Genomic DNA, 23,683 nt, shown 5'->3' on the forward strand with positions numbered 1-23,683 from the left:
GTAAAGCGTCAATATCCCCCAATCGATCCCCTCTCCCTCTGGGAGAGGGCTAGGGTGAGGGCAGCCCCCCTGACACCCCACAAAACTCTAGACCACCACCGACCACGAAAGAGAACCCGCAAATGACCGAAACCCCACATTTCCCACTCTCCGCCGTGGTCGGCGCCGATGACTTGAAACTCGCTCTGTACCTCACCGCCATCGACCCGAAAATCGGCGGCGTACTCATTGAAGGTCCACGCGGCATGGCCAAATCCACGCTGGCCCGAGGCCTCGCGGACTTACTCGCCAGCGGCCAATTCGTCACCTTGCCACTGGGTGCCACCGAAGAACGGCTAGTCGGTACCCTCGACCTCGACGCGGCCCTGAGCGAAGGTCGTGCGCAGTTTTCCCCCGGTGTGCTGGCCAAGGCCGACGGCGGCGTGCTGTACGTCGATGAAGTGAATCTGCTGCCGGATCATCTGGTCGATCTGCTACTCGACGTCGCCGCCAGCGGCACCAATCTGATCGAGCGCGATGGCATCTCCCATCGGCATTCGGCGAAGTTTGTACTGATCGGCACCATGAACCCGGAAGAGGGCGAGTTGCGGCCGCAACTGCTCGATCGCTTTGGCCTGAACGTGGCGCTCAGCGGCCACACTGTGCCGAGCGAACGTGGCCAGATCATCCGGCGTCGACTCGATTTTGATAGCGATCCGCAGGCCTTCTGCACGCAGTGGGAAGCCGAACAACAAGCCTTGCGCGAACGTTGCGAAAACGCTCGTAACGCGTTGGCAAGCATTCCTCTGGATGATCAGGCGTTGTCGGCAATCACCGAGCGTTGCTTCGCTGCTGGCGTCGATGGGTTACGCGCCGATCTGGTGTGGCTGCGTGCCGCCCGGGCGCATGCGGCATTGCGCGGGGCCGAGGTGATTGCCGAGCAAGACATCGATGCTGTCGCCGAATTCGCTCTGCGTCACCGTCGTCGTGAGCAACAAACGTCCAGTGCGCAACCACCTGCGCAATCCCCGTCCAACGCCCAGAGCAACCCCAGCGAAGGCCAGGGCCAATGGGGTGAAATGCCCGCTCCGGCACTGGCCACCGGCGCTCGCCGCGAAGTGCCGAGCTGGCCAAAAAAGCCTTAGGCATTCGTCCCCGATCCGATGCGGGGGCGAATGCCAGACCCCGTGCCGGGCGCCTGGATAACGGCCGACAAGGCAAGCGTCATACCGCTCGCAGCGGTTCAGTGAATTGGCCCGGCACCTTGCTCAATGGGCGGCCGAAAGTGCGTGCGGATCTGCTGTTCCAGTTGCGCACGCGCACGCCGCATGAATTGTGGCTGGTGATCGTCGATGCCTCGGCCTCGACTCGCAGGCACCAAGCCTTGAGCGATGCCAAGGGATTGCTCGCGCAACTGTTCGACGACGCTTACCGGCAACGCGCGCGCCTTGCACTGTTGACCGCCAGCGGCGCGACGCCGAAATGGCAGGTACAGGGCCTCAAAGCCAGCAAAGGTTTAAGCCTGTGGCTCGATGGATTAGGCGCCGGAGGCGGTACGCCATTGCTCGCGGCATTGAGTCAGGCCGAGCAATGGCTGACGCTGCGGCGCAAGCGCTTTCCCGCCGAGCAGCAGCGCTTGCTGGTGGTAACGGATGGACGCTTGAAAGATCTGCCAGCGCTGCCGGCGCTGGCCTGTCCGGGACTATTGATCGATATCGAACGCGGGCCGATTCGGCTGGGCCGCGCGCAGCAACTCGCGCATGCGTTGGCTGCCGATTACCGGCACATCGACGACTTGTAGATCCATTTGAGGTCTATGCTGCGCCAAGCCCATTCACAAGGAGTGAAGCATGCGCGTAACGGTCACCAATCCTCAGGATGATTTTCGCGTCAAAGCCTACGCCGGTACCAACGGCGTGCTGCTGGCCATGGACCTTGCCGAATCTCGGCGCCAAGGCTTGCTCGGATTCGCGATCGAGAAGCAGCAAGGCGCCAAGCCGTGGCTGTTTCTGTTCAACAGCCTGACGTTTCCCGGCAAGGCCCACACTTTCCCACAGTTTCACGCGACGCCGAGCGATCTGGCGCCGCTGCAAAAATTCCGCTGGGCCGATTACGCGGTCAATCCGGGGATGACCATTCACTATCGCGTGCACCTGGCCTACGGCACGCCGGATGCGCCGCAACTGGGTGAATCGCTGGAACTGACCGTGACTTCGGACGACGGTCAGCCGCTCAACCAAAGCGTGATCTTCAACCGCGCGGTGGCGGCCAGTCAGGCGTTCCAGCGCAAGTTTCCAGAACTCGATGCGCAGATCAGTGCCAACCGAAACATGCCCATCGAAGCCTGGCCCGACGCCGCCCGCCAATGGCTGGAAAACGGTTTGCTCGGGCGGCTTCAAGATTTTATTGGACGAGCCGTCGACGGCCAGTGGGCGCTGGACATCGCGATCTACGAGTATCAGTTGCAAGCCATCGTCGATACGGTGAATGCAGCGTTCGAGCGCGGAGTGCAGGTGCGCGTGCTGTATCACGCCAGACCGGATGACGAAGACACCTTGATCAACGAGGCCAGCCTCGCGAAGTTACCCGCAGCGAGCAAGCGCGGGCGCGTGACGCACAACATCTTCCATAACAAATTCATCGTCCTCAGTCGGTTTGACGCCGAGGGTCAGCGCCAGCCGCAAGCGGTGCTGTGCGGCAGCACCAACTTCACCGCCAACGGAGTTTATCGCCAGGCCAACGTGGTGCATGTGCTGGATGACGCTGCGGTCGGCGCCAGCTACCTGCAAACCTTCGAACAGATCTGGGCCAAACCGGATGACATCGGCGCCACCCGCGACTGGATCACCGCCAGCAACCCGATGGACCCGGCGCAGCCGTTGTTTGTCGGCTTCTCGCCACGCACGGGCGGCGGTGATTTGCGTGAATTCGTCGAGATCATCGAAGCAGCGAAAAAAGACTTGCTGTTCGTCACAGCATTCAGTTTGCCCGACGCGATCCTCAACGCCTTGCTCGGCCAACCCCACGACGACATCCTGCGCTACGGCCTGCAAAACACCGTCAGCCGCATCACCGGTTTTCACGCTGATCGCACTGCCGAATTCGCTGCCACTGCATTGCTCAACACCGGCCTCGAAGGCTGGCTGCGCGAGAACATGAAAGGCCAGAAGGGCAATCTGCTGGTGCATACCAAAGCGGTAGTCACCGACTTCACCACAGACGCGCCGACCATCATCAGCGGCAGCCACAACCTCAGCGCCTCGGCCAGCAACGGCAATGACGAGAACTACCTGATCATTCGCGGCGACACCGATCTGGCGGATCGCTATGGCCTGGAATTGCTGAGGTTCTATGAGCATTACCGCTTTCGCTATTTCGCGAAGAAACTTGCTTTGAAACAGGTGAGTCCATTAGCGCTGGATGATCGTTGGACGAACGATTATTTCACCGAAGGGGATTTACGGAAGTTGTCTCGATTGCGATTTGCAGGGCGTTGAATACCCTGGAGCTTCCAAAGGAAATACAGATTTTGAAATGATTTCAGACTGTGGGGAAAGTCACTACAGCCTGTACGCTCCAAGGCCATTTTTCTTTCAGGATTTGCATGAACACCGTTTTGGAGCCTCCCAGTTGTCCATTCCCCTCGCGCCACGGCGCGGTCTTGACGCACTCGCAGCATCCAGTTTTCCGACACCCGTCTATGGTTGATGGCGCAGCCTTCGAGCTTTCGCGCCGCGCTTTGCCGTGTCCGGCAGCCTGAATTCACTGAGAGAGATCGAGACAAAATATGGAATGGTTAGCGGATCCCACGGCCTGGCTGGGCCTGGCGACATTGATCGTGCTGGAACTGGTGCTGGGTATCGACAACCTGGTGTTCATCGCAATTCTCGCGGACAAACTGCCGCCGCATCAGCGCGATCGTGCGCGGATCATCGGCCTGTCGCTGGCGTTGATCATGCGTCTGGGCTTGCTGGCGAGTATTTCGTGGTTGGTCACCCTGACGCAGCCGCTGTTCGAGGTGTTTGACAAGAGCTTCTCCGGCCGTGACCTGATCATGCTGTTCGGTGGTGTGTTCCTGTTGTTCAAGGCGACCATGGAGTTGCACGAACGACTGGAAGGTAATATCGGCCAGCGCTCGACCAACGCTGCTTATGCGCTGTTCTGGCCAATCGTTGCGCAGATCGTGGTGCTGGATGCGGTGTTCTCGCTGGACGCGGTGATTACCGCCGTGGGCATGGTCGATGAGCTGTCGGTGATGATGATCGCCGTGGTGGTTTCCATCGGTGTGATGATCGTCGCCAGCAAGCCGCTGACGCGCTTCGTCAACGCGCACCCGACGGTGATCATGCTGTGTCTGGGCTTCCTGATGATGATCGGTTTCGCCCTGACCGCCGAAGGCCTGGGCTTCCACATTCCGAAAGGCTATCTGTATGCGGCCATCGGTTTCTCGATCCTGATCGAGGTGTTCAACCAGATCGCCCGCGCTCGGCGCAAACGTTCGATGCAGGGCTTGCGGCCGATGCGTGAGCGTACGGCGCATGCGGTGCTGAGCTTGTTGGGCGGGCGCAAAATGGCCGAAGAAGAAGTCGGCGAGGAAATTTCCGATTTGCTGGACGACGGCGAGAAGCCTGCTGCGCAACTGTTTGACCGCCGCGAGCGGGTGATGATCAGCGGCGTACTGCAACTGGCCGAGCGCCCGATCCGCACCTTGATGACCGTGCGTGCGGATGTTGATTACATCGATCTGGCCGATGACGCCGATGCGATTCGCACACGGTTGATGCATTCGTCCTACTCGCGCTTGCCGCTGATTCGCAACGGTGCGGTGGATGAACCGTTGGGCTTCGTGCATAAAAAGGAACTGCTCAAGGAGTATCTGGCCGGCCACGAGCCGAACCTTGAACACCTGGCGCGCAAACCCCTGAACCTGCTCGACAGCTACTCGATCCTTAATGCGCTGGAACAGATGCGCGCGGCATCGACGCATATCGCGTTCGTGGTCAACGAATTCGGCGACTTCGTCGGCGTGTTGACCATGACCGACATTCTCGAATCGATTGCCGGTGAACTGCCGGACGCCAGCGAAATCGCCGGCCCGGACGTGGTCGCGGAGCAGGGCGGGTACATGGTCAGCGGCGCGTTGAACTTGACGCGCATCCGTCAGCACACCGGGTTCGGCGCGGAACCGACTGAGGATTATCAGACCCTCGCCGGGTTGGTCATGAGCCTGCTGGATCGCTTGCCGATGATTGGCGATCGACTGCAACACGATGGCTGGCGCATGACCGTGGTCGCGGTGGAAGAGCGGCGGGTTACGCGCGTGTTGTTGGTGCGTGAGGCGGCGTAAGGCGCCGGGAGTACGTTGTGCCCGTGCGGCCCTAATCGCTGGCAAGCCAGCTCCCACAGGGATTTCGGTTGTTCACAAAATTTGTGCTCACCGCCAGACACTGTGGGAGCTGGCCTGCCAGCGATGGCAATCTTTCAGGCGCGCGCAGACCTTCGCGCACGAGAAATGGTGCAAAGGTCACGCAGCGCTTGATGAAGCCAACTCAAATCATGCCGCGGTTTGCGCCGCACTGTCGGCGCCTTGGTCCTGCCAATGTGCCGGGCAACGTCCGCGGCCAGGGTCTCTGGCGTACCAATACCCTTGAGTTTCTTCACCAACCTGCCGTCCTTGCAGAACAGTACCGTTGGCGTGCCGGTCACCAGCGGATGGCGCGGCGATTGGCTGGTATCGAGCATGTAGATATCGGCGCGGTGCCGGTACGGCTCGGCGATCTGCTTGAAAATCGGCCCGGCCCATTCGCAGGCGGGGCAGTGTTCGTTGGCGAAGTAGAAGATCACCGGACGCCAGGTTTTCAACGCTTTGCGGTATGTAGGGGGAAGCGCTGAGTAAGGGGCTATCGAGTTCATTGCAAACTCTTTCCTCGGAAATATGTCCGCGAGGCATTCACGTTTAATAAAGCGAGCGACCCAGTGATCGCTCGCTTGTCGCAGCTCAGCGGCGCATCAAGGCAGTTGAACTAGCGCCACATCACTGAAGTAAGCGCCCTTCGTGCCGAACGCACCATCGTTTGCTTCAAGCTTGACGGTGACCTTGATCGTCCCGGCCGGGACTGTGATGGCTGCGAACTTAATAGTCCACGCCTGACTGCCACCGACATCCAGGTTTGTAACAGGGCCGGTGGGATGCGGCTGAAGTGAGACACTACCGGCGAAACCCTGATCTGTTTTCATTCGTGCTGACAGCATGAGATTCGTAGCGTTATCGATTAAAACGTCCTGACTGATCGAGCTCGGAGGGGCGATTTCACAATGCTCGCCTGGATAACTCACGTCTTGTGGATTACTGGTTTTCCAGTATTCGTCTTGCTGCGCGAAATCGCCGTTTTGAACAAGATTGACCATTACAAATATCCTTATTGGAATCGCTGGTTAGAGGTGTGTGCAGCCCTTTTGGGGGCAGTGCAATTAGGCGATTCAATCCTTTGGATTGACAACTGTCAGATCTGACAGGTCAAGCAGGTAATCCGATGAGCGGTCACTGCCTCCCGCCGCAGATCAACTGATTGCTTGGTTCCGATGCGATGCACCTGAACGTGGCGTTACTTCCCACTACGTAGGGTTCGGTAGCGATGCCCGCCAGCGATAAGCAGCGGAGTGCAGATTCCGGCAGCTATCAACTAACTGAATTATCTGATTTTTCCCCTTTCGCAAGATTTCCCGGCAAGCCTGTGGCACACTTTCTGCTGTCTATTCCGTTGTGACAAACCGTGTTCCGGTATAGCGGAATAAACATCATCCTGGAGTGCTTGCCATGCATCGCCGACTTTCCTTGTTCAAAACGTGTGCGTTTGTTCTCGCGGCTTCGTCCGCTTTCATGGGCGCGGCCCAAGCGGCAGAGGGCAAGCTCGATACAGTGCTGGCCCGTGGCAAATTGATTGTGGGCACCGGCAGCACCAACGCCCCTTGGCACTTCCAAGGCGCGGACGGCAAGTTGCAGGGTTTTGATATCGACATCGCCAGGATGGTGGCCAAAGGTTTGTTCAACGACCCGAGCAAGGTCGAGTTCGTGGTGCAGTCGTCCGATGCGCGGATTCCCAATCTGCTGACCGACAAGGTCGACATGAGCTGCCAGTTCATCACCGTCACCGCCAGCCGTGCGCAGCAAGTGGCATTCACGCTGCCGTATTACCGCGAAGGCGTCGGCCTGCTGCTGCCGAACAACAGCAAGTACAAGGAAATCGAAGACCTGCAGGCCGGCGGTGACGGCGTGACCGTCGCCGTGCTGCAAAACGTGTACGCCGAAGAACTGGTGCATCAGGCGCTGCCCAAGGCCAAGGTCGATCAGTACGAAAGCGTCGACCTGATGTATCAGGCGGTGAATTCCGGCCGCGCCGATGCCGCCGCCACCGATCAGTCTTCGGTCAAATACCTGATGGTGCAGAACCCCGGCCGCTATCGCAGCCCGACGTATGCCTGGAGCCCGCAGACCTACGCTTGCGCCGTCGAACGCGGCGATCAGGATTGGCTGAACTTCGTCAACACGGCGCTGCATGAAGCCATGACCGGCGTGGAATTCCCGACTTACGCGGCCTCGTTCAAGCAGTGGTTCGGTGTGGATCTGTCATCGCCCGCCATCGGTTTCCCAGTCGAATTCAAATGATCCCGTGAGAGTGGGGCGCTCTGATGTGCCCCGCTCAAGGTACTGCCGACCATGAACTATCAGTTGAACTTTGCCGCCGTGTGGCGCGATTTCGACACCTTGCTGGCGGGGCTCGGTCTGGGCCTGCAACTGGCACTGGTGTCGATCGCCATCGGCTGCGTGATCGGCCTGCTGATGGCGTTTGCCTTGCTCTCGAAGCATCGCGCCTTGCGGGTGCTGGCCTCGGTGTATGTGACGGTGATCCGTAACACGCCGATTCTGGTGTTGATTCTGTTGATCTACTTTGCGCTGCCCAGCCTCGGAATCCGCCTGGACAAGATTCCCTCGTTCATCATCACGCTCTCGCTGTATGCCGGGGCGTACCTGACCGAGGTGTTCCGTGGTGGCTTGTTGAGTATTCCCAGAGGCCAGCGCGAAGCGGGCTTGGCCATCGGCCTCGGCGAATGGCAGGTCAAAGCTTACGTGACCGTGCCGGTGATGCTGCGCAACGTATTGCCAGCGCTGTCGAACAACTTCATTTCACTGTTCAAGGACACCTCGCTGGCCGCCGCGATTGCGGTGCCGGAGCTGACCTATTACGCGCGCAAGATCAACGTCGAGAGCTACCGGGTGATTGAAACCTGGATGGTCACCACGGCGTTGTATGTCGCGGCCTGTTACCTCATCGCCATGCTGCTGCGCTATCTCGAGCAGCGTCTGGCGATCCGCCGATAGGAGGCCGAAATGTACCCATCTCCCAGTTGGTTAAACGAGTTGTGGATTGCCCGCGAAACCCTGTGGCAGGGCTTTTTGACCAGCGTGCAAGTGTCGGCGCTGGCGATTTTGTTCGGCACCGTGCTTGGCGTATTCGCCGGTCTGGTGCTGACTTACGGCAAGTTCTGGATGCGCGCGCCGTTTCGGCTGTACGTCGATCTGATTCGCGGCACGCCGGTGTTTGTACTGGTGCTGGCCTGCTTCTATATGGCGCCGGCACTCGGATGGCAGATCAGCGCATTTCAGGCGGGTGCATTGGGGCTGACGCTGTTCTGCGGCTCGCACGTCGCGGAAATTGTGCGCGGTGCATTGCAGGCGTTGCCGCGCGGGCAGATGGAAGCGGGCAAGGCCATCGGCCTGACGTTTTATCAATCCCTCGGTTACGTGCTGTTGCCGCAAGCGCTGCGGCAGATCCTGCCGACCTGGGTCAACTCCTCCACGGAAATCGTCAAGGCTTCGACCTTGCTCTCGGTGATCGGCGTGGCCGAGTTGCTGCTCAGCACTCAGCAAATCATCGCCCGCACCTTCATGACTCTGGAGTTTTACCTGTTCGCCGGGTTTCTGTTTTTCGTCATCAACTTCGGCATCGAGTTACTCGGCCGGCACATTGAAAAGCGGGTGGCTTTGCCATGACTCAGACTGATATTTCCAACGCGCAACCGCTGCTGGACATTCGCGGCCTGCACAAACAATACGGCGCAGTCGAAGTGCTCAAGGGTGTCGATCTGAGCATGCAGCGCGGCAACGTGGTGACGCTGATCGGCTCCAGCGGTTCGGGCAAGACCACGCTGCTGCGTTGCGTGAACATGCTTGAAGAATTTCAGGGCGGGCAGATCCTGCTCGACGGCGAATCGATCGGCTATGACGAAAGCAACGGCAAGCGCGTGCGCCATGCGGAAAAAGTCATCGCCCGTCATCGCGCGATGACCGGCATGGCGTTTCAGCAGTTCAACCTGTTCCCGCATCTGACCGCGTTGCAGAACGTCACTCTGGGCTTGCTCAAGGTCAAGAAGCTGCACAAGGACGAAGCCGTGGCGCTGGCCGAAAAATGGCTGGAGCGCGTTGGCCTGCTGGAGCGGCGCAATCACTTTCCCGGTCAACTGTCTGGTGGGCAGCAGCAGCGCGTGGCGATTGCTCGCGCGATTGCGATGAACCCGAGCCTGATGCTGTTCGATGAAGTCACTTCGGCCCTCGATCCGGAACTGGTCGGCGAAGTGCTGAGCGTGATCAAGGGCCTCGCCGAGGACGGCATGACCATGTTGCTGGTGACCCACGAGATGCGTTTCGCCTTCGAGGTCTCGGACAAGATCGTATTCATGAATCAGGGGCGGATCGAAGAGCAGGGGCCTCCCAAGGAACTGTTCGAACGCCCGCAATCGCCGCGTCTGGCGGAATTTCTCAAAAGCACGCGGTTTTGACTGTTCACTTTTTCATTCAGGAGCAACATTCATGAGCATTACTCGATACGGCACCGGCAGCACCGCCGCAGGCGGCCAGCCTCGACCATTCGCCCGCGCGGTTGAAGCCGATGGCTGGCTGCACGTTTCCGGCCAGGTGCCGGCCGTGGATGGCGAGATCATTGTCGGCGGTATCGTCGAGCAGACGCACCAGACCATGAAGAATTTGATCGCGATTCTCGAAGAGGCCGGTTATGGCCTCGAAGACGTGGTACGGGCCGGGGTGTGGCTGGACGATCCGCGGGATTTCTCGAGTTTCAACAAGGTTTTTGGCGAGTACTTCAAGCCTGAACATGCACCGGCTCGGGCGTGTGTGCAGGCGCACATGATGGTCGATTGCAAGGTTGAGATTGACTGTATCGCGTACAAGAAGAAGGTTTGATCACTTGAGGGTTGGGGTGTCGCGCAGATAGTAGCCCCTCACCCTAGCCTAGCCCACTCCCGAGGGAGAGGGGACTGATTTGTATCGATGCAGATTTTTGCGCTAGACAAAGACGTTTGCATCAATGCGGTCAGGCTCCCTCTCCCTCGGGGAGAGGGCGGGGGGTGAGGGCAGCATTCTCACTGACACAACACCAAGGCCCAGTTACCATCCCGGCATCTTTTATGGGAACCCAATGAAATGACCGAAGACACCATCAAACGCCGGGCACGCGGTCTGGATCGGGCGTTCGATATCCTCGATTTCCTCAAGGAGATCGGCCAGCCGCTGCGCCCGAATGACATCGCCAACGGCATCGGCAGCCCGAAATCCACGGTTTATGAACTGGTCGCCTCACTGCTTGAGCGGCGGATTCTCGAGCCGGTGGGCAAGGACGGTCACGTCTATCTCGGTCGCCAGTTGTACTTCCTCGGTCAGGCGCATTTGCGCCATTTCGACCTCAGCCGTGAGGCCGATCACGCCTTGCAGGAAATCGTCAGCCAGACCCGCGAAACCGCGCAAATGTGCCTGCTCAACGGGCGCAAATATACGGTGGCGTTGATGAAGGAGGGCGAGCGGCATTTCCGTATTTCTTCCGACATCGGCGAGAACGCACCGATCCCGTGGACGGCGTCCGGGCGCCTGCTGCTGGCGCATCTGAGCGACCAGCAGATCATCGACCTGATCGACCCTGACGACTTCATCTTGCCCGATGGCGAACGCCTGCCGCTGGACACGTTTCTGCAGGAAATCCGTCAGGCCGGCATCGACGGGTTTTTCTCCTTCGATAGCGTCGCCGACACCTTTACCCATTGCTTCGCGGCCCCGGTCAAAGACCCGAGCGGCGTGGCGATCTGCACCCTGTGCATCGTCGCCCCGCGCGCCGATGCCAAAACCCATTACGAAGACTATCGCCGGGTTCTGATCGAGAGCGCCAACAGCCTCGCCCGGCGGATCAACGAATAACCGCGCCGCTTGCCGGCGCGACTGTGAGGAGTTCGACCATGACGACTGCCAACAACTCTGCTGCCGTGAACAAGGGCGATGCCGCAATCGGCGCGCAACTGGTGCGCGATGTCAGCCTGCCGGCGCTGGTGCTGCACCGCGAAGCACTGGAGCACAACATCCGCTGGATGCAGAAATTCGTCAGCGACAGCGGCGCCGAACTCGCGCCCCACGGCAAAACCAGCATGACCCCGGCGCTGTTCCACCGACAACTCGACGCCGGAGCATGGGGCATCACCCTCGCCAGCGCCACGCAGACGCAGGCCGCTTACGCCCACGGTGTGCGCCGGGTATTGATGGCCAACCAATTGATCGGCACGCCGAACATGGCGCTGATTGCCGATCTGCTGGCAGACCCGACCTTCGAGTTCTATTGCATGGTCGATCACCCGGACAATGTTGCGGACTTGGGTGCCTATTTCGCCGCGCGCGGTGTGCGTCTGAACGTGATGATTGAATACGGCGTAGTTGGCGGCCGTTGCGGTTGCCGCAGCGAACAGGAAGTCATCGAGCTGGCCAAGGCGATTGACGCGCAACCGGCGCTGGCGCTGACCGGGATTGAAGGTTACGAAGGTGTAATCCATGGTGATCATGCGGTCAGCGGCATCCGCGAATTCGCTGCCTCGCTGGTGCGTCTGGCGGTGCAGTTGCAGGACAGCGGCGCGTTTGCGATTGGCAAGCCGATCATTACCGCATCGGGTTCGGCATGGTACGACCTGATCGCCGAATCCTTCGAAGCGCAGAACGCTGGCGGGCGTTTCCTCAGTGTGTTGCGTCCGGGCAGTTACGTGGCGCATGACCACGGCATCTACAAAGAAGCGCAGTGCTGCGTGCTCGACCGTCGCAGTGATTTGCACGAAGGCCTGCGTCCAGCGCTGGAAGTCTGGGCGCATGTGCAGTCATTGCCGGAGCCGGGTTTTGCGGTGATCGCTCTCGGCAAACGCGATGTGGCGTATGACGCCGGGCTGCCGGTGCCGTTGCTGCGCTACAAGGCCGGCGTGCTGCCGGCGGTGGGTGAGGATGTCGGCGCGTGCAAAGTCACGGCGGTGATGGATCAGCATGCGTTCATGAGCGTGGCGCCGGGTGTTCAACTGCGCGTCGGCGACATCATTTCCTTCGGCACGTCGCACCCGTGCCTGACCTTTGACAAGTGGCGCACAGGTTTGCTGGTGGATGAGCAACTGGCAGTGATCGAAAGCATGGAAACCTGCTTCTGATGAACACCCTCAGCACTCTGGGGCCGAACGCCCCGCGCATCGCCCTGATCGGCGAATGCATGATCGAACTGCAGCAACGTGCCGACGGCAGTCTGCAACAGAGTTTCGGCGGTGACACGTTGAACACTGCGGTTTATCTGTCGCGTGCCATGGGCGACCACGCGCAGGTCGATTACGTCACGGCGTTGGGTGACGACAGTTTCAGCGACGCCATGTGCCGCATTTGGGCAGATGAAGGTATCGGCCTGGACTTGGTGCAGCGCTTGCCCGGGCGTTTGCCGGGGCTGTATTGCATCCAGACTGACGCCGCGGGTGAGCGGCGTTTTCTGTACTGGCGCAACGAAGCCGCCGTGCGCGATTGCTTCACCACGCCGGCCGCTGCACCGATTCTGGCGGCGCTGGCGGATTACGACGTGCTGTATTTCAGCGGTATCACGCTGGCGGTGCTCGGTGCGCAGGGCCGCGAGAAACTGATCGAGACTTTGGTCGAGGCCCGCCAGCGTGACGCACGCATCGTCTTCGACAACAACTTCCGGCCACGCCTGTGGGCTTCGCAAGAGGAAGCGCGGGCGGCCTATCGCAGCGTTTTGCCGCATGTCGATCTGGCGTTGTTGACGCTGGAGGATGAGCAGGCGCTGTTTCATTTCTCCAGTTGCGAGGCGGTGTTCGACGCCTACGCGCAGATCGGCACGCCGGAAGTGGTGCTCAAGCGCGGTGCCGAGGCGTGTTTGATTCGCTGTGGCGGGGAGGCGTTCGAGGTGCCGGCGCAGAAAGTCGAGAAGGTCGTCGACACCACGGCGGCGGGAGATTCATTCAGTGCGGCGTATCTGGCGCGGCGGTTGCTGGGGGGCAGTCCGGTTGAAGCGGCACAGGCGGGGCACCTGCTCGCGAGCCAAGTCATCCAGGTTTCCGGAGCACTGATCCCCAGATAACTCCTGGATGGCCGCTTGCTGCGCAATCGGATCGCGGGCAAGCCCGCTCCCACAGGGATCGCATGCACAGCAGAACCCTGTGGGAGCGGGCTTGCCCGCGATGAGGCCCTGGAGCCAAGTGATCAATCGCGGTAAAACACCTGCACCAGGTGGTAACCGAATTTGCTTTTGATCGGCCCATGCACGGTGCGCAGCGGCTTTTTGAAGATCACCGCATCGATCGCGCCGACCATCTGCCCCGGTCGCACTTCACCCAGATCACCGCCGCGCTTACCGGACGGGCAGGTCGAGAATTTCTTGGCCAGCACATCAAAGGCTTCGCCCTTGGCGATGCGTTGTTTGAGCTGTTCGGCCTCTTCGGCGGTTTTCACCAGAATGTGGCGGGCTTGGGCTTTCATCGTGCAATACCTGTAGCGGGGTGACGGCGGGGCGCGGATTATGCCTCAAGTCACGGTGTCTGGTTGAGCATCGTGCGGATCTTGCCCGCCAGCAGCTCGATGGCAAACGGTTTGGCGACCATGTCCATGCCGTCCTCGAGAAAGCCCTGACGCTCGGCGGCTTTGTGCGCATAACCGGTCATGAACAACACCTTGAGCCCCGGTCGATGCTGACGGGCAATCTCCGCCAGTTGCCGGCCGTTCATGCCTGGCAGGCCGACATCGGTCACCAGCAGATCCACGCGCAGCTCGGATTCGAGGAGCGGCAACGCGCTTTTTGCGTCTTCGGCTTCGTGTGCGCTGTAGCCAAGTTCCTTGAGCAAATCGAGCACCAGCATGCGCACGGCCGGGTCGTCCTCGACTACCAGGACCGTTTCGCCGCTGGCGATGGCAGGCGATTCACTCAGCGTTTCCAGCGCGGGCTGTTCCGGTTCCGATGTGCGCAAACGCGGCAAGTACAGACGCACGCAAGTGCCTTTGCCGGGCAAGCTGTCGAGGCTGACGTGCCCACCGGATTGCTGGGCGAAACCATAAATCATCGACAATCCCAGACCCGTACCCTGGCCGATAGGCTTGGTGGTGAAAAAAGGATCGAAGGCTTTCGACAGTACCGACGGCGTCATGCCGCTGCCGTTATCGCTGACCGCGAGCATCAAGTAATCGCCAGCCTTGACCGGTTCCAGCGTGGTGATATCGCTGCCATTGAGGTAGACATTCGCCGTCTCGATCACCAGTTCACCGCCATCGGGCATTGCGTCGCGGGCGTTGATAACGAGGTTGAGCAGGGCGTTTTCCAGTTGGCTGACGTCGGTGCTCACAGGCCACAGGTTGTCGGTCAGCTTCAGCGTGAGGGCGATCGGATCACCCTTTGTGCGGCGGATCAGGTCTTCGAGCGAGAGCACCAGCTCGTTGACGTCCAGCGTCTTGCGATCCAGCGATTGCCTGCGCGAGAACGCCAGCAAACGGTGGGTCAGCGCCGCCGCGCGGTTGGCCGATGACACCGCCGCTTCAGTGAAACGGCCAATCTCGTCGGCGCGACCGTTAGCGATGTAGCGCTGCATCAAATCGAGGCTGCCGATGATCCCGGTAAGCATGTTGTTGAAGTCATGCGCGATGCCGCCGGTGAGCTGGCCGACCGCTTCCATTTTCTGCGCATGCCGCAATGCATCCTCGGCGCGCTCGCGTTCGACCATTTCGTTCTGCAAACGCTCGTTGGCCTGCGCCAGTTGCTCGGTACGCGCGCTGACGCGTTCTTCAAGGGTTTCATTGAGGTGACGCAGCGCTTCCTCGGTCTTCTTACGCTCGCTTTCATCGATCACGAAAATATAGAAACCATTCACCGAGCCGTCCGGACCGTGGCGCGGTAGGTAATTCATGAGTGCATGACGCTGGCTGCCATCGCGGTGAGGGGTGTACAGACTGAACGAACAGGGCCGCCCGGCCAATGCTTCGGCAATATACGGTGCTCGCAGAAAGTAGGCTTCATCGCCGAGCACGTCGCGAATGGTGCGGCCGTAGAGTTCCTGCGGCGTGAGGCCGTACCAGTCGAGGTAAGCGGCGTTGTTCAAGCGAAAGCGCTCTTCGTGGTCGACGTAGCTGATCAGAATCGGCATGGCGTTGATGATCAACTGCAACTCGGTCTGGCTTTGGCGCAGCGCCTGTTCGGTGTGTTTGCGCTCGGTCAGATCCAGCGCCGCGCCGAGAAAGCGCGTCGGCCGCCCGTGGTGATCCTTGTAGCAACGACCGCGAGCAAACACCCAGCGCAACTCGCCGTCGGCGCGCAGCAGGCGATATTCCTCGGCGTATTCGGTACCGTGGGTGATGCAATGTTTGATGCTACGGGCAATCAGCGCGCGGTCTTCGGGGTGCACGCCTTGCAGGTATTCGCTGATCGGCAATTGCTCGGCCAGCGCCGGATCGACACCGTGCAATTGCGCAAAATGCGCGTCGGCAATGAAACGGTCTTCGCCGATATCCCAATCCCAGGTCCCAACTGCATCAGTTGCGGCCAGCGCCAGTTGCAGGCGTTCTTCGGTTTCGCGCTGGGCCTTGAGGCTGTCGTCGGAGCGCTGCTGGAGTTCCAGGGCGATGCGTCGGCGTTCGTTGGTTTCGATGGCCGTGACCAGAATCCCGGCGACCTGCGCACGTTCATCGCGGATCGGGCTGTAGGTCAGGTCGAGCCAGAAGTCGGATTCCTGGCCATCGCGTTGTAGGGTAAAGCGCCGTTCGCTGTAGGTGCGTACTTCGCCTTGTAGGACGGCGCTGTAAATCGGGTCAGTAAAGTCTCGAAGTTCTGGCCATATCAGGTTCGCCGGTTGTCCGAAAGCGTACGGATGCTTGCTGCCGGCGAGCAGGGCGAAGCCGTTGTTGTAGATCTGTGTCAGCTCCGGCCCCCACAACAACAGCATCGGCATTGGCGAGTGCAGCACGATGTCCACCGCAGTTCGCAGGCTCTGCGGCCAGGTTCCGGCAGCGCCCAGTGGCGTGCGGCTCCAGTCGGTTCGGGCAATCAGTGCCTGGGCGTCGTTGCGGGTGGGTACAGCGTTCATCTAAAAGTCCTGAGCGTCGGTCGGTGAGGCGGCGTCTACTATCCTAGTTCGGTAGACGCTGTTTGGCCCGCTGCGTCACGGTGCGGGTTGTCCCTGATCATTGAAAGCTTCGCAGGTGTTGTTGCCATGGAAATCGATGCACTGCTCAATCAACTGGCGAGCCGTCACGGTTCGGACCTGTTCCTGTCCACCGGCGCGCCGCCCAGTGCGCGATTCGACGGGGTGCTGGCGCCGTTGAGCGAACAGCCATTCAAACCCGGCGAGGTCGCAACCATCGCCACCTCCCTGATGGACGCCGAGCAACGCCGGGAGTTCGACCGGGATCTGGAAATGAACCTGGCGATCTCGCGCGCAGGCATCGGCCGCTTTCGGGTCAATATCTTCAAGCAACGCAACGATGTGTCAATCGTGATCCGCAACGTCAAGCTCGACATTCCGCGTTTTGAAGACCTCAAACTGCCGCCGGTGTTGCTCGAAACGGTAATGCTCAAGCAAGGGTTGATCCTGTTTGTCGGCGCCACCGATTCGGGTAAATCCACTTCACTGGCGGCGCTGATCGATCATCGCAATCGGCACAGCAGCGGGCACATCATTACCATCGAAGATCCGGTGGAATATATCCATCGGCACAAAAAATCGATCATCAACCAGCGCGAAGTCGGCGTCGATACGCGCAGCTTTCATGCAGCGCTGAAAAACACCCTGCGCCAGGCGCCGGATGTGGTGCTGATCGGCGAAATCCGCGACCGCGAGACCATGGAACATGCGTTGTCGTTTGCCGAGACCGGGCATCTGGTGCTATCGACGTTGCACGCCAACAACGCCAATCAGGCGCTGGACCGGATCATTAATTTCTTCCCTGAAGAGCGCCGGCCGCAGCTGCTACATGCGTTGGGCAATCATCTGAAAGCGTTCGTGTCCCAACGCTTGCTGCGCACGCTGGACGGACAACGACGGGCCGCCGTCGAAGTCATGTTGGGGACACCGACCATTGGTGATTTGATTCGCCGCAATGAGTTGGGTGAACTGAAAAACATTATGGAAAAGTCCCGCGAGTTGGGCATGCAGACTTTTGATGATGCGCTTTACAAGTTAGTTGTCGATGGTGTTATCAGCGAATCTGAAGCGCTTAAATATGCTGACTCAAGCAATAATTTGAAGTTGCGACTGAAATTGGAAGTCCAGCAAGGCATAGTGTCTGGCCCCGCGACAGGGGAGTGGGGGTTGCTCGAATAGTTTGCTCGTTGAATGTTTGATGTTAGAGGCTGGTGCGCTGAAACGTCACCTCATGATTGCATGCTGGAAATAGACTTGGCGAGAAGTAAGATTGCTCCCGCCAAGTTGGCATAAACATTTTGTGAGTTTGATGTAGTGAATATTGAATCGGGAAGAAAGTTTTACAAGTATGCGTCGGCTGATGATGCGCGACAGCGTGTGACGGCGGATGCAAAGGAACGTGAGTTGGTGTTGGCGGAACTAAAAACCTGCTTGAACAAGCAGCCTCCAGAACAGCAGATCCTCGGCTGGGACTACCAGTTCGAGTTGCAGAAACACTCGTCGCTGTATGACATTCACGCGCCAGGTCAAAAGCTGTTGATCGAGTTGATCAGCAGGGTCTCTGTTCGGTCTTTGTTGACTCGGGAGACTCTCAGCGACCGTCCGCCGGTATGCGTAACGCGAACTGGCAAAATGGAAGTTTTAGCTGAGACGAGCTGGCTGGATTTCGTCGCACTTGGGTATCTTGATGACCTGGAAATCGAGAAGAGCTTGATACCCATGCTCACGGATATTGCCACAGCAGCCGGAGGGTACATCTGGTCCGACAATGAAATAATGGTAAATCAATGGCTTGAATTCCACGGTTTCGATGTACCGGAAAACATTGCCCAATTAGAAAATCTGATTGATTATTTCGAGTTTGAATTTCCTGAAGTTGATGGTCTCGGCAACTACTGGGGTCAACTGATCACAGATGATCATGCGTTGATCGTCTTATCTGCAGAACAATGTACTGCGATCAAAAATGTTACGGCTCAGCACGTACCTGGTAATACTCGGCTATTGGATAATCTATTGCGCGGAACCCGAGTCGGGGTAGCCGTGCATGACAATGCTGCGCAGTTGTTGAAGCAAGTGATCGGCCATCCGCTTGCGCAAAGTCTGGCCAACTCATGCTTGCAGCGACTTGGCTGGTTCGGCGCGCAGACCGGTCAGGTAACGTCGGCGACGCAGCTAGAACAACTGCTGGTGACGGCCATGTTGCTGGATATCAATCCGTTATTTGGCATGCATCAGGGCAGAAAGTCGGTTGGCACTTATGAAATGTACTCGCCACGCTATCTGGGTCGGCCTGCGGCAGTAGTTATCGAAGGACTGCGCGCTCACATGGTGGCCAATGCTTGGGTAAATCAAGATGCTGCACCGCTGGCAATTCATTTGTGCCTGGCACAAAACGCCCCTGAGTTCCTTGTCAGGCAGGTTCCCACCTCCCTGATGGTCGGGTCGCTGGAGTGGGTCGCCTTCTGCCGCGCCGTGGCTTTGGTCGAAGCTGTCGCGCGCGGAGCCGCCCGGGTGATGACTTATTCGCAGGTCATGGCATATGCGGAGTTGGAACCGGTCAGCCAGGCAATGGCCGATGTGCAGATGCTGGCGTTGATTGATCCGATCGTTGATTGGGCGTTGATCAACAGCGTCGTGACCGAGACCGAACTTCGCCAGGCCGAGCAGGCGACCACACAACGGGCAATTACGGCGTACCAGCACTACGTGGCAAATTTCTCGCAAGTGGGGCATGCCTATGCAACGCCATTACCCGACCGCAAAATCATCGCGCGCGCCGCTCTGACCCGAGCGGCTCCAGCCTGTGATTTTCTGGAGACTCCGGTGCTGAATCAGCGGCCAGGCCTTTACGCTTCGCCGACGCGGATGTCGTTGGTCGATTTACATATGTCCGGCGACTTGAAAAAACAGGAATGGGACTTCCGTGCGGTCTTCCCCGACAGTAAGGCGCCCGATTTGCTGAGTGACGTAACCGGCACTGGCAGACCGCAGCTTTACGATCCGAAGGTCGCCAGTATCTACACTCGTTATCCGCAACTGCTGCATATGGCCGATAACAATCTCGAATTCAACCGTCAACTGCATAGCTATTTGAATGAATTGAATAGCGCGCTTGCGACCACTATCAAATTGGCCTTGGCACGGTTGTCCCGTTACGACTTGCAAGATGTGTTGCGCGGGCAACTGACCTTTTTCACCGTACGAGATTCAGCGGTCACTACCCGAACCACACCAATAAGTGGACCGCTCATCCGAGTGGAGCACGTAGAGAGTCAGGCCGGCAAAGATGCTGCGACCGGCCGTTTCGGCATTGTCATGTGTGTCGCATATGAGGGCAAAGTAAGCTGCTATGAAATGTTCACTTTGCGGGGTGAGATCCAACGCAATGATGAGCTCGGCGCGCTGATCGTCAAAAGCGGGAAACTGAACTCACCCGCCCGAGTGGATTTCAAGGGTGATCTTAAAACCCATGTACCGCCAACACCCACAGAACGCCTGCCGATCAATTTCAAATGTTATGCGGAGGGTGTAGCGAACGATTTCAGCGTCACCACTAGCACAGCGATTATCGACAAGTTGATCGAGTTGCCAGCGCCGGCGACGGCTTCGAAACCCAAGGACAGCGAATTTCAGAACTTCTCAGACCCGCGCATAGAGCAGATTTCAGCGCTGGTTGTTTCGCGTCACCCGTTGATGACGTTCGATCAATTGCAGGCGGCGGCCACGCAGCCTACGGTACTTGAGCGCGAGCGGGCAAAAGGTGAAGTGGTCGGGACTTACATCGTTGATCTGGCCGTGCCGTTCAAGCGATGCATTCAAGACCTGTCCTCCGGTGAACACAACCTTGTGGTCGACGGCATCTACGGTTGCGCCATGGATGCCATTGCGCTGTTGGGCACAGTTGCCGGCGTCGCCAGCAAAACGGCTTCGATTGTGGCCAAAGCTACCAGCATGTCCGCCAAGTTGGGGCATCTGGCGAAACTGGTGATTATCAGCGGAATTTCAATTTTCAATCCTTTGGACGATCTGCCGTCGGTCGTGCGCGGCACGGGCAAGCTAGTCTATAAGGGCGGGCTGCGTCTGAGTCGGCAAACCCAAGAGGTTATCGCGCTGGCGAAAGCACAGATGAGTCATATCAAGGGCACCGGCAAACCCGCGCATCTGGCGAGTGCGGACAACGGCGCCGCTATGGCGCAAGGCACCTGGCAACCGAAAGCGACCAGCGCAGACACATTGACCGTGCTGGCCGCGCGCGCAGATTTTCACTGGTATGCGCTTGATCGCACGGGCAAAGCCTGGGGGCCAAAGTTGAGCAACTTCACCTTCAATGCACCGTTCAGGGCGAATCGTTTCCAGAAAACATTACCGGTCAGCTACACCCGGGCTTTCATCGAGAAAAGTCTGCCTGGCGCTAAAGCCAAGATCGAGCAAGCGATCAAGGCCTTCAGTGATCACGACTTCACCAAGGATCGCGACCTCATCATCAAAGCGTTTTTGGGGAGCAACGCCTCGGATGCGACAGATCGGTTGCTGAAATACCTGAAACTGATCCGTACCGATTTCGCCGGTTTGTCTCTGAGCAATCTGCTTCTGGACCCATACAAGGACAACGGCAATATCGCTGCCTTCAATCCGCAGTTGTACCGGCAATGGATCGCCGCCAGTGCCAACGAGCGGCCTAAGGTGATGTTCATGGAGATCTTTACGCGCAATCTGAACGCTCATTTCATCGGACACGGTTACAACCATGGTGTAGTGGCAGATGACCTGATTCACGAGATGCTGCATGGTGCAGCGCAAACCAAAGATGTCAGCTACGCCAGCGATGCAGCAGCAGAAGGGGCTACCGACCAGTCGCTGAACGTGGCGGCGTTGCTCGATCTGGCAAGCGGTCAACTTCAAGTGGCAGAGAGTGGCGCCACGGTGCAATACCATCCGGCAGCCAAAGCCATTGAAAATGCCGACTCGTTGGCGCTGGTCATTTCGCTGCTGGACCAGTATTACACCGACAAATTCGAATTCGAGCGCAACCTCGAAACCATCGAACAGTGCCTCGCGTCACGTGCTGCCGGTGCGATTAGCGAACCGGTCTTACTCACCTTGAACCGTCCAGAATAATCCGCCTGCATTGCAAAACAGCGCTCCTCTCGCAGGGGCGCTGTCTCAGTGGTTCAGTTCAGGTCGATCGCGAAACTGCTCCAGCGCTTCGGGATTGGCCAGCGCATCGGTGTTCCTCACCGGTTCACCGTGCACCACATTACGCACCGCCAGTTCCACGATCTTGCCGCTGATGGTGCGCGGAATATCAGTCACCGCAACGATTTTCGCCGGCACATGCCGCGGCGTGGTGTTGGCGCGGATCACCTGGCGAATCTGCTGCTGCAACGCCTCATCCAGCACTACGCCATCCTTGAGGCGCACGAACAACACCACGCGCACGTCGTCCTGCCACTGTTGGCCGATGGCCACGCTGTCGAGCACTTCAGCGACTTTTTCCACCTGCCGGTAGATTTCCGCTGTGCCGATCCTCACGCCGCCGGGGTTGAGCACTGCATCGGAGCGTCCGTGAATGACCATCCCGCCATGCGCCAGTTCCTCCGCGTAATCGCCCTGCGCCCACACGCCGGGGAACTGGCTGAAATAGGATTTGCGCAGCTTCTCGCGGTCCGGGTCATTCCACAGGCCAACCGGCATCGCCGGGAAGTGCCGGGTGCAGACCAGTTCGCCTTTTTCGCCGATCACCGCATGGCCGGCGTCGTTCCATACCGCGACCGCCATGCCCAGGCTCTTGCCCATATTCTCGCCCCGGCGTACCGGCGACAGCGGATTGCCGTTGACGAAGCACGACACGATGTCAGTACCGCCGGACATTGAGGCCAGGCACACGTCCGGTTTGAAGTCGCGATAGACGAAATCGTAGCTCTGTGGCGACAGCGCCGAGCCAGTGCAGAGCAGGGTTTTCAGGCTACTCAAATCATGGCTTTCGCGCGGCTTGAGGCCATTGCTTTCCAGCGTCGCGAGATACTTGGGACTGGTGCCGAACACACTGCCCCGCTCATCCTCGATCAACTCCAGCAGGCGCGCATTATCCGGATGAAACGGCGAGCCGTCATACAGCAGCACTGCGCTGCCGACCGCCAGCGCCGAGACCAGCCAGTTCCACATCATCCAGCCGCAGGTGGTGTAGTAGAACAAACGATCGCCGGGGCCGAGATCGACGTGCAGCCCGTGCTCTTTGACGTGTTGCAGCAACACACCGCCCGTGCTGTGCACGATGCATTTCGGCACACCGGTGGTGCCGCTGGAATACAGCACGTACAGCGGATGAGCGAAGGGCACCGCGACGAAATGCGGCTCGCCGCCGGGTTGATAGAAATCATCCCAAAGCGTGACGTTGGCCTGCGTGCGGTAATCCTCGATGTGGGCCTGCGTTCGCGCGTACGGCACGATGATCAGTTGCTCGAGTGACGGCAGTTGTTCGAGGATTTCGTTGAGCTTTTGGCTTTGGTCGATGTACTTGCCGGCATAGCGGTAACCGGCGCAGGTGATCAGCACCTTCGGTTCGATCTGGCCGAAGCGGTCGATCACACCGTGGGTGCCGAAGTCTGGCGATGAACACGACCAGATCGCGCCAAGGCTGGTGGTCGCGAGCATCGCCACCAAGGTCTGCCAGGTGTTGGGCATGCACGCCGCCACGCGGTCGCCAATGCCGATTCCCGCTGCTTGCAGGCTGGCTTGAAAGCCTGCGACTTGCTCGGCCAGTTCGGCCCAGGTCAGCTGTTCGCGCTGACCATTCTCCGCGACTGCGATGACAGCAACGGCATCGTCGCGGCGACGCAGCAGGTGTTCGGCAAAGTTCAGCGTCGCACCGGGAAACCATTCGGCGCTGGGCATTTGTGTGCCTTCGCGCAGTACCGTATCTGGTTGTGTGTGGAAGCGAATATCGAAGAAATCGACGATTGCCTGCCAGAACGCTTCACGCTGGTCGATCGACCATTGGTGCAGGGCAGGGTAGTCGTGCAGATCCAACGAATGGCGCTGATTAACCCAGCGCCGGAACATGTCCATGCGGGAGTTGGCGATACGCTTGGCATCGGGTTGCCAGAGAATGTCGGACATGGTTTGCCTCTTGTTTTATCTTCAGATCCAACACAAAACCTGTGGGAGCGTGGCTTGCCCGCGATGAACGATAACGCGGTCTACCAGT

The 23,683-nt window shown here is 59.0% G+C and carries 19 protein-coding genes; 14 read left to right on the plus strand and 5 right to left on the minus strand.

All coding sequences use genetic code 11. The features are described from left to right. Positions 1-122: 122 nt before the first annotated feature. The 4 genes from ACP7BN_RS20540 (at position 123) to ACP7BN_RS20555 (ending at position 5,326) form a co-directional block, all read left to right on the plus strand. Complete coding sequence (locus ACP7BN_RS20540) at positions 123-1,124, plus strand: ATP-binding protein (protein ID WP_426205843.1); 1,002 nt, start codon at positions 123-125, stop codon at positions 1,122-1,124. Continuing rightward, positions 1,106-1,780 (plus strand): vWA domain-containing protein, encoded by a 675-nt coding sequence (locus tag ACP7BN_RS20545; RefSeq protein WP_426205931.1) that lies wholly within the window; start codon positions 1,106-1,108, stop codon positions 1,778-1,780. The genes ACP7BN_RS20540 and ACP7BN_RS20545 overlap by 19 nt, the downstream gene beginning before the upstream one ends. A 49-nt stretch (positions 1,781-1,829) precedes the next feature. After that, the gene (locus ACP7BN_RS20550; protein ID WP_426205844.1) at positions 1,830-3,476 is read left to right on the plus strand and encodes a phospholipase D-like domain-containing protein; all 1,647 of its coding nucleotides are present in this window, start codon (positions 1,830-1,832) and stop codon (positions 3,474-3,476) included. Between the two features lie 290 nt (positions 3,477-3,766). Beyond that, a complete protein-coding gene (locus ACP7BN_RS20555) occupies positions 3,767-5,326 on the plus strand; it encodes a TerC family protein (RefSeq protein ID WP_426205845.1) in 1,560 nt (519 codons plus the stop codon). A gap of 134 nt (positions 5,327-5,460) precedes the next feature. On the opposite strand, the gene ACP7BN_RS20560 is transcribed toward ACP7BN_RS20555, so the two are convergent. Then, positions 5,461-5,892: a thioredoxin family protein gene (locus ACP7BN_RS20560; RefSeq protein WP_426205846.1), complete on the minus strand. Its 432-nt coding sequence runs from the start codon at positions 5,890-5,892 to the stop codon at positions 5,461-5,463. 96 nt (positions 5,893-5,988) lie between these two features. Beyond that, positions 5,989-6,387 carry a hypothetical protein gene (locus ACP7BN_RS20565; RefSeq protein ID WP_426205847.1) on the minus strand — a complete coding sequence of 133 codons (399 nt, stop codon included), beginning with the start codon at positions 6,385-6,387 and terminating at the stop codon, positions 5,989-5,991. 409 nt (positions 6,388-6,796) lie between these two features. Here ACP7BN_RS20565 and ACP7BN_RS20570 point away from each other — a divergent pair, with 409 nt between their 5' ends. From ACP7BN_RS20570 to ACP7BN_RS20605, 8 genes are all read left to right on the plus strand, one after another. Beyond that, positions 6,797-7,645, plus strand: coding sequence for a transporter substrate-binding domain-containing protein (locus tag ACP7BN_RS20570; protein ID WP_426205848.1), 849 nt, complete (start codon positions 6,797-6,799; stop codon positions 7,643-7,645). A 51-nt stretch (positions 7,646-7,696) separates the two neighbouring features. Beyond that, the gene (locus ACP7BN_RS20575) at positions 7,697-8,359 is read left to right on the plus strand and encodes an amino acid ABC transporter permease (RefSeq protein ID WP_426205849.1); all 663 of its coding nucleotides are present in this window, start codon (positions 7,697-7,699) and stop codon (positions 8,357-8,359) included. Between the two features lie 9 nt (positions 8,360-8,368). After that, positions 8,369-9,031 (plus strand): amino acid ABC transporter permease, encoded by a 663-nt coding sequence (locus ACP7BN_RS20580; protein WP_426205850.1) that lies wholly within the window; start codon positions 8,369-8,371, stop codon positions 9,029-9,031. Continuing rightward, positions 9,028-9,816 (plus strand): amino acid ABC transporter ATP-binding protein, encoded by a 789-nt coding sequence (locus ACP7BN_RS20585; RefSeq protein WP_420649138.1) that lies wholly within the window; start codon positions 9,028-9,030, stop codon positions 9,814-9,816. Before ACP7BN_RS20580 ends, ACP7BN_RS20585 begins: the two co-directional genes overlap by 4 nt. 31 nt (positions 9,817-9,847) lie before the next feature. Continuing rightward, positions 9,848-10,237 (plus strand): RidA family protein, encoded by a 390-nt coding sequence (locus ACP7BN_RS20590; RefSeq protein ID WP_426205851.1) that lies wholly within the window; start codon positions 9,848-9,850, stop codon positions 10,235-10,237. A gap of 240 nt (positions 10,238-10,477) precedes the next feature. After that, complete coding sequence (locus tag ACP7BN_RS20595) at positions 10,478-11,242, plus strand: IclR family transcriptional regulator (protein ID WP_426205852.1); 765 nt, start codon at positions 10,478-10,480, stop codon at positions 11,240-11,242. Positions 11,243-11,280: 38 nt separating this feature from the next. Next, positions 11,281-12,498, plus strand: coding sequence for an amino acid deaminase (locus ACP7BN_RS20600; RefSeq protein ID WP_426205853.1), 1,218 nt, complete (start codon positions 11,281-11,283; stop codon positions 12,496-12,498). Continuing rightward, positions 12,498-13,430, plus strand: a complete 933-nt coding sequence (locus ACP7BN_RS20605) for a sugar kinase (RefSeq protein ID WP_426205854.1) — start codon at positions 12,498-12,500, stop codon at positions 13,428-13,430. The genes ACP7BN_RS20600 and ACP7BN_RS20605 overlap by 1 nt, the downstream gene beginning before the upstream one ends. A 122-nt stretch (positions 13,431-13,552) precedes the next feature. On the opposite strand, the gene ACP7BN_RS20610 is transcribed toward ACP7BN_RS20605, so the two are convergent. Then, positions 13,553-13,828: a peptidylprolyl isomerase gene (locus ACP7BN_RS20610; protein ID WP_007912322.1), complete on the minus strand. Its 276-nt coding sequence runs from the start codon at positions 13,826-13,828 to the stop codon at positions 13,553-13,555. Between the two features lie 50 nt (positions 13,829-13,878). Further along, a complete protein-coding gene (locus ACP7BN_RS20615; protein ID WP_426205855.1) occupies positions 13,879-16,416 on the minus strand; it encodes a PAS domain S-box protein in 2,538 nt (845 codons plus the stop codon). 126 nt (positions 16,417-16,542) lie between these two features. Between ACP7BN_RS20615 and ACP7BN_RS20620 the strand changes: the two genes are divergently transcribed. Continuing rightward, the gene (locus tag ACP7BN_RS20620) at positions 16,543-17,652 is read left to right on the plus strand and encodes a PilT/PilU family type 4a pilus ATPase (protein WP_426205856.1); all 1,110 of its coding nucleotides are present in this window, start codon (positions 16,543-16,545) and stop codon (positions 17,650-17,652) included. A gap of 135 nt (positions 17,653-17,787) precedes the next feature. Then, positions 17,788-21,594, plus strand: a complete 3,807-nt coding sequence (locus ACP7BN_RS20625; RefSeq protein ID WP_426205857.1) for a hypothetical protein — start codon at positions 17,788-17,790, stop codon at positions 21,592-21,594. A 45-nt stretch (positions 21,595-21,639) separates the two neighbouring features. Here ACP7BN_RS20625 and ACP7BN_RS20630 read toward each other — a convergent pair whose 3' ends face one another. Continuing rightward, entirely contained in the window at positions 21,640-23,595 is a 1,956-nt protein-coding gene (locus ACP7BN_RS20630; protein WP_426205858.1) for an acetoacetate--CoA ligase, read from the minus strand. Positions 23,596-23,683: the final 88 nt, after the last annotated feature.

The sequence above is a fragment of the Pseudomonas sp. TWP3-1 genome, assembly GCF_049896625.1.
Lineage (GTDB): Bacteria > Pseudomonadota > Gammaproteobacteria > Pseudomonadales > Pseudomonadaceae > Aquipseudomonas.

What these genes read in the sequence shown, in the direction of transcription:
- ACP7BN_RS20620 (WP_426205856.1), top strand. Translation starts at nt 16,543, where the DNA reads ATGGAAATCGATGCACTGCTCAATCAACTGGCGAGCCGTCACGGTTCG.
- ACP7BN_RS20555 (WP_426205845.1), top strand. Translation starts at nt 3,767, where the DNA reads ATGGAATGGTTAGCGGATCCCACGGCCTGGCTGGGCCTGGCGACATTG.
- ACP7BN_RS20575 (WP_426205849.1), top strand. Translation starts at nt 7,697, where the DNA reads ATGAACTATCAGTTGAACTTTGCCGCCGTGTGGCGCGATTTCGACACC.
- ACP7BN_RS20615 (WP_426205855.1), bottom strand. Translation starts at nt 16,416, where the DNA reads ATGAACGCTGTACCCACCCGCAACGACGCCCAGGCACTGATTGCCCGA.
- ACP7BN_RS20570 (WP_426205848.1), top strand. Translation starts at nt 6,797, where the DNA reads ATGCATCGCCGACTTTCCTTGTTCAAAACGTGTGCGTTTGTTCTCGCG.
- ACP7BN_RS20560 (WP_426205846.1), bottom strand. Translation starts at nt 5,892, where the DNA reads ATGAACTCGATAGCCCCTTACTCAGCGCTTCCCCCTACATACCGCAAA.
- ACP7BN_RS20605 (WP_426205854.1), top strand. Translation starts at nt 12,498, where the DNA reads ATGAACACCCTCAGCACTCTGGGGCCGAACGCCCCGCGCATCGCCCTG.
- ACP7BN_RS20550 (WP_426205844.1), top strand. Translation starts at nt 1,830, where the DNA reads ATGCGCGTAACGGTCACCAATCCTCAGGATGATTTTCGCGTCAAAGCC.
- ACP7BN_RS20630 (WP_426205858.1), bottom strand. Translation starts at nt 23,595, where the DNA reads ATGTCCGACATTCTCTGGCAACCCGATGCCAAGCGTATCGCCAACTCC.
- ACP7BN_RS20585 (WP_420649138.1), top strand. Translation starts at nt 9,028, where the DNA reads ATGACTCAGACTGATATTTCCAACGCGCAACCGCTGCTGGACATTCGC.
- ACP7BN_RS20580 (WP_426205850.1), top strand. Translation starts at nt 8,369, where the DNA reads ATGTACCCATCTCCCAGTTGGTTAAACGAGTTGTGGATTGCCCGCGAA.
- ACP7BN_RS20590 (WP_426205851.1), top strand. Translation starts at nt 9,848, where the DNA reads ATGAGCATTACTCGATACGGCACCGGCAGCACCGCCGCAGGCGGCCAG.
- ACP7BN_RS20595 (WP_426205852.1), top strand. Translation starts at nt 10,478, where the DNA reads ATGACCGAAGACACCATCAAACGCCGGGCACGCGGTCTGGATCGGGCG.
- ACP7BN_RS20540 (WP_426205843.1), top strand. Translation starts at nt 123, where the DNA reads ATGACCGAAACCCCACATTTCCCACTCTCCGCCGTGGTCGGCGCCGAT.
- ACP7BN_RS20600 (WP_426205853.1), top strand. Translation starts at nt 11,281, where the DNA reads ATGACGACTGCCAACAACTCTGCTGCCGTGAACAAGGGCGATGCCGCA.
- ACP7BN_RS20565 (WP_426205847.1), bottom strand. Translation starts at nt 6,387, where the DNA reads ATGGTCAATCTTGTTCAAAACGGCGATTTCGCGCAGCAAGACGAATAC.
- ACP7BN_RS20610 (WP_007912322.1), bottom strand. Translation starts at nt 13,828, where the DNA reads ATGAAAGCCCAAGCCCGCCACATTCTGGTGAAAACCGCCGAAGAGGCC.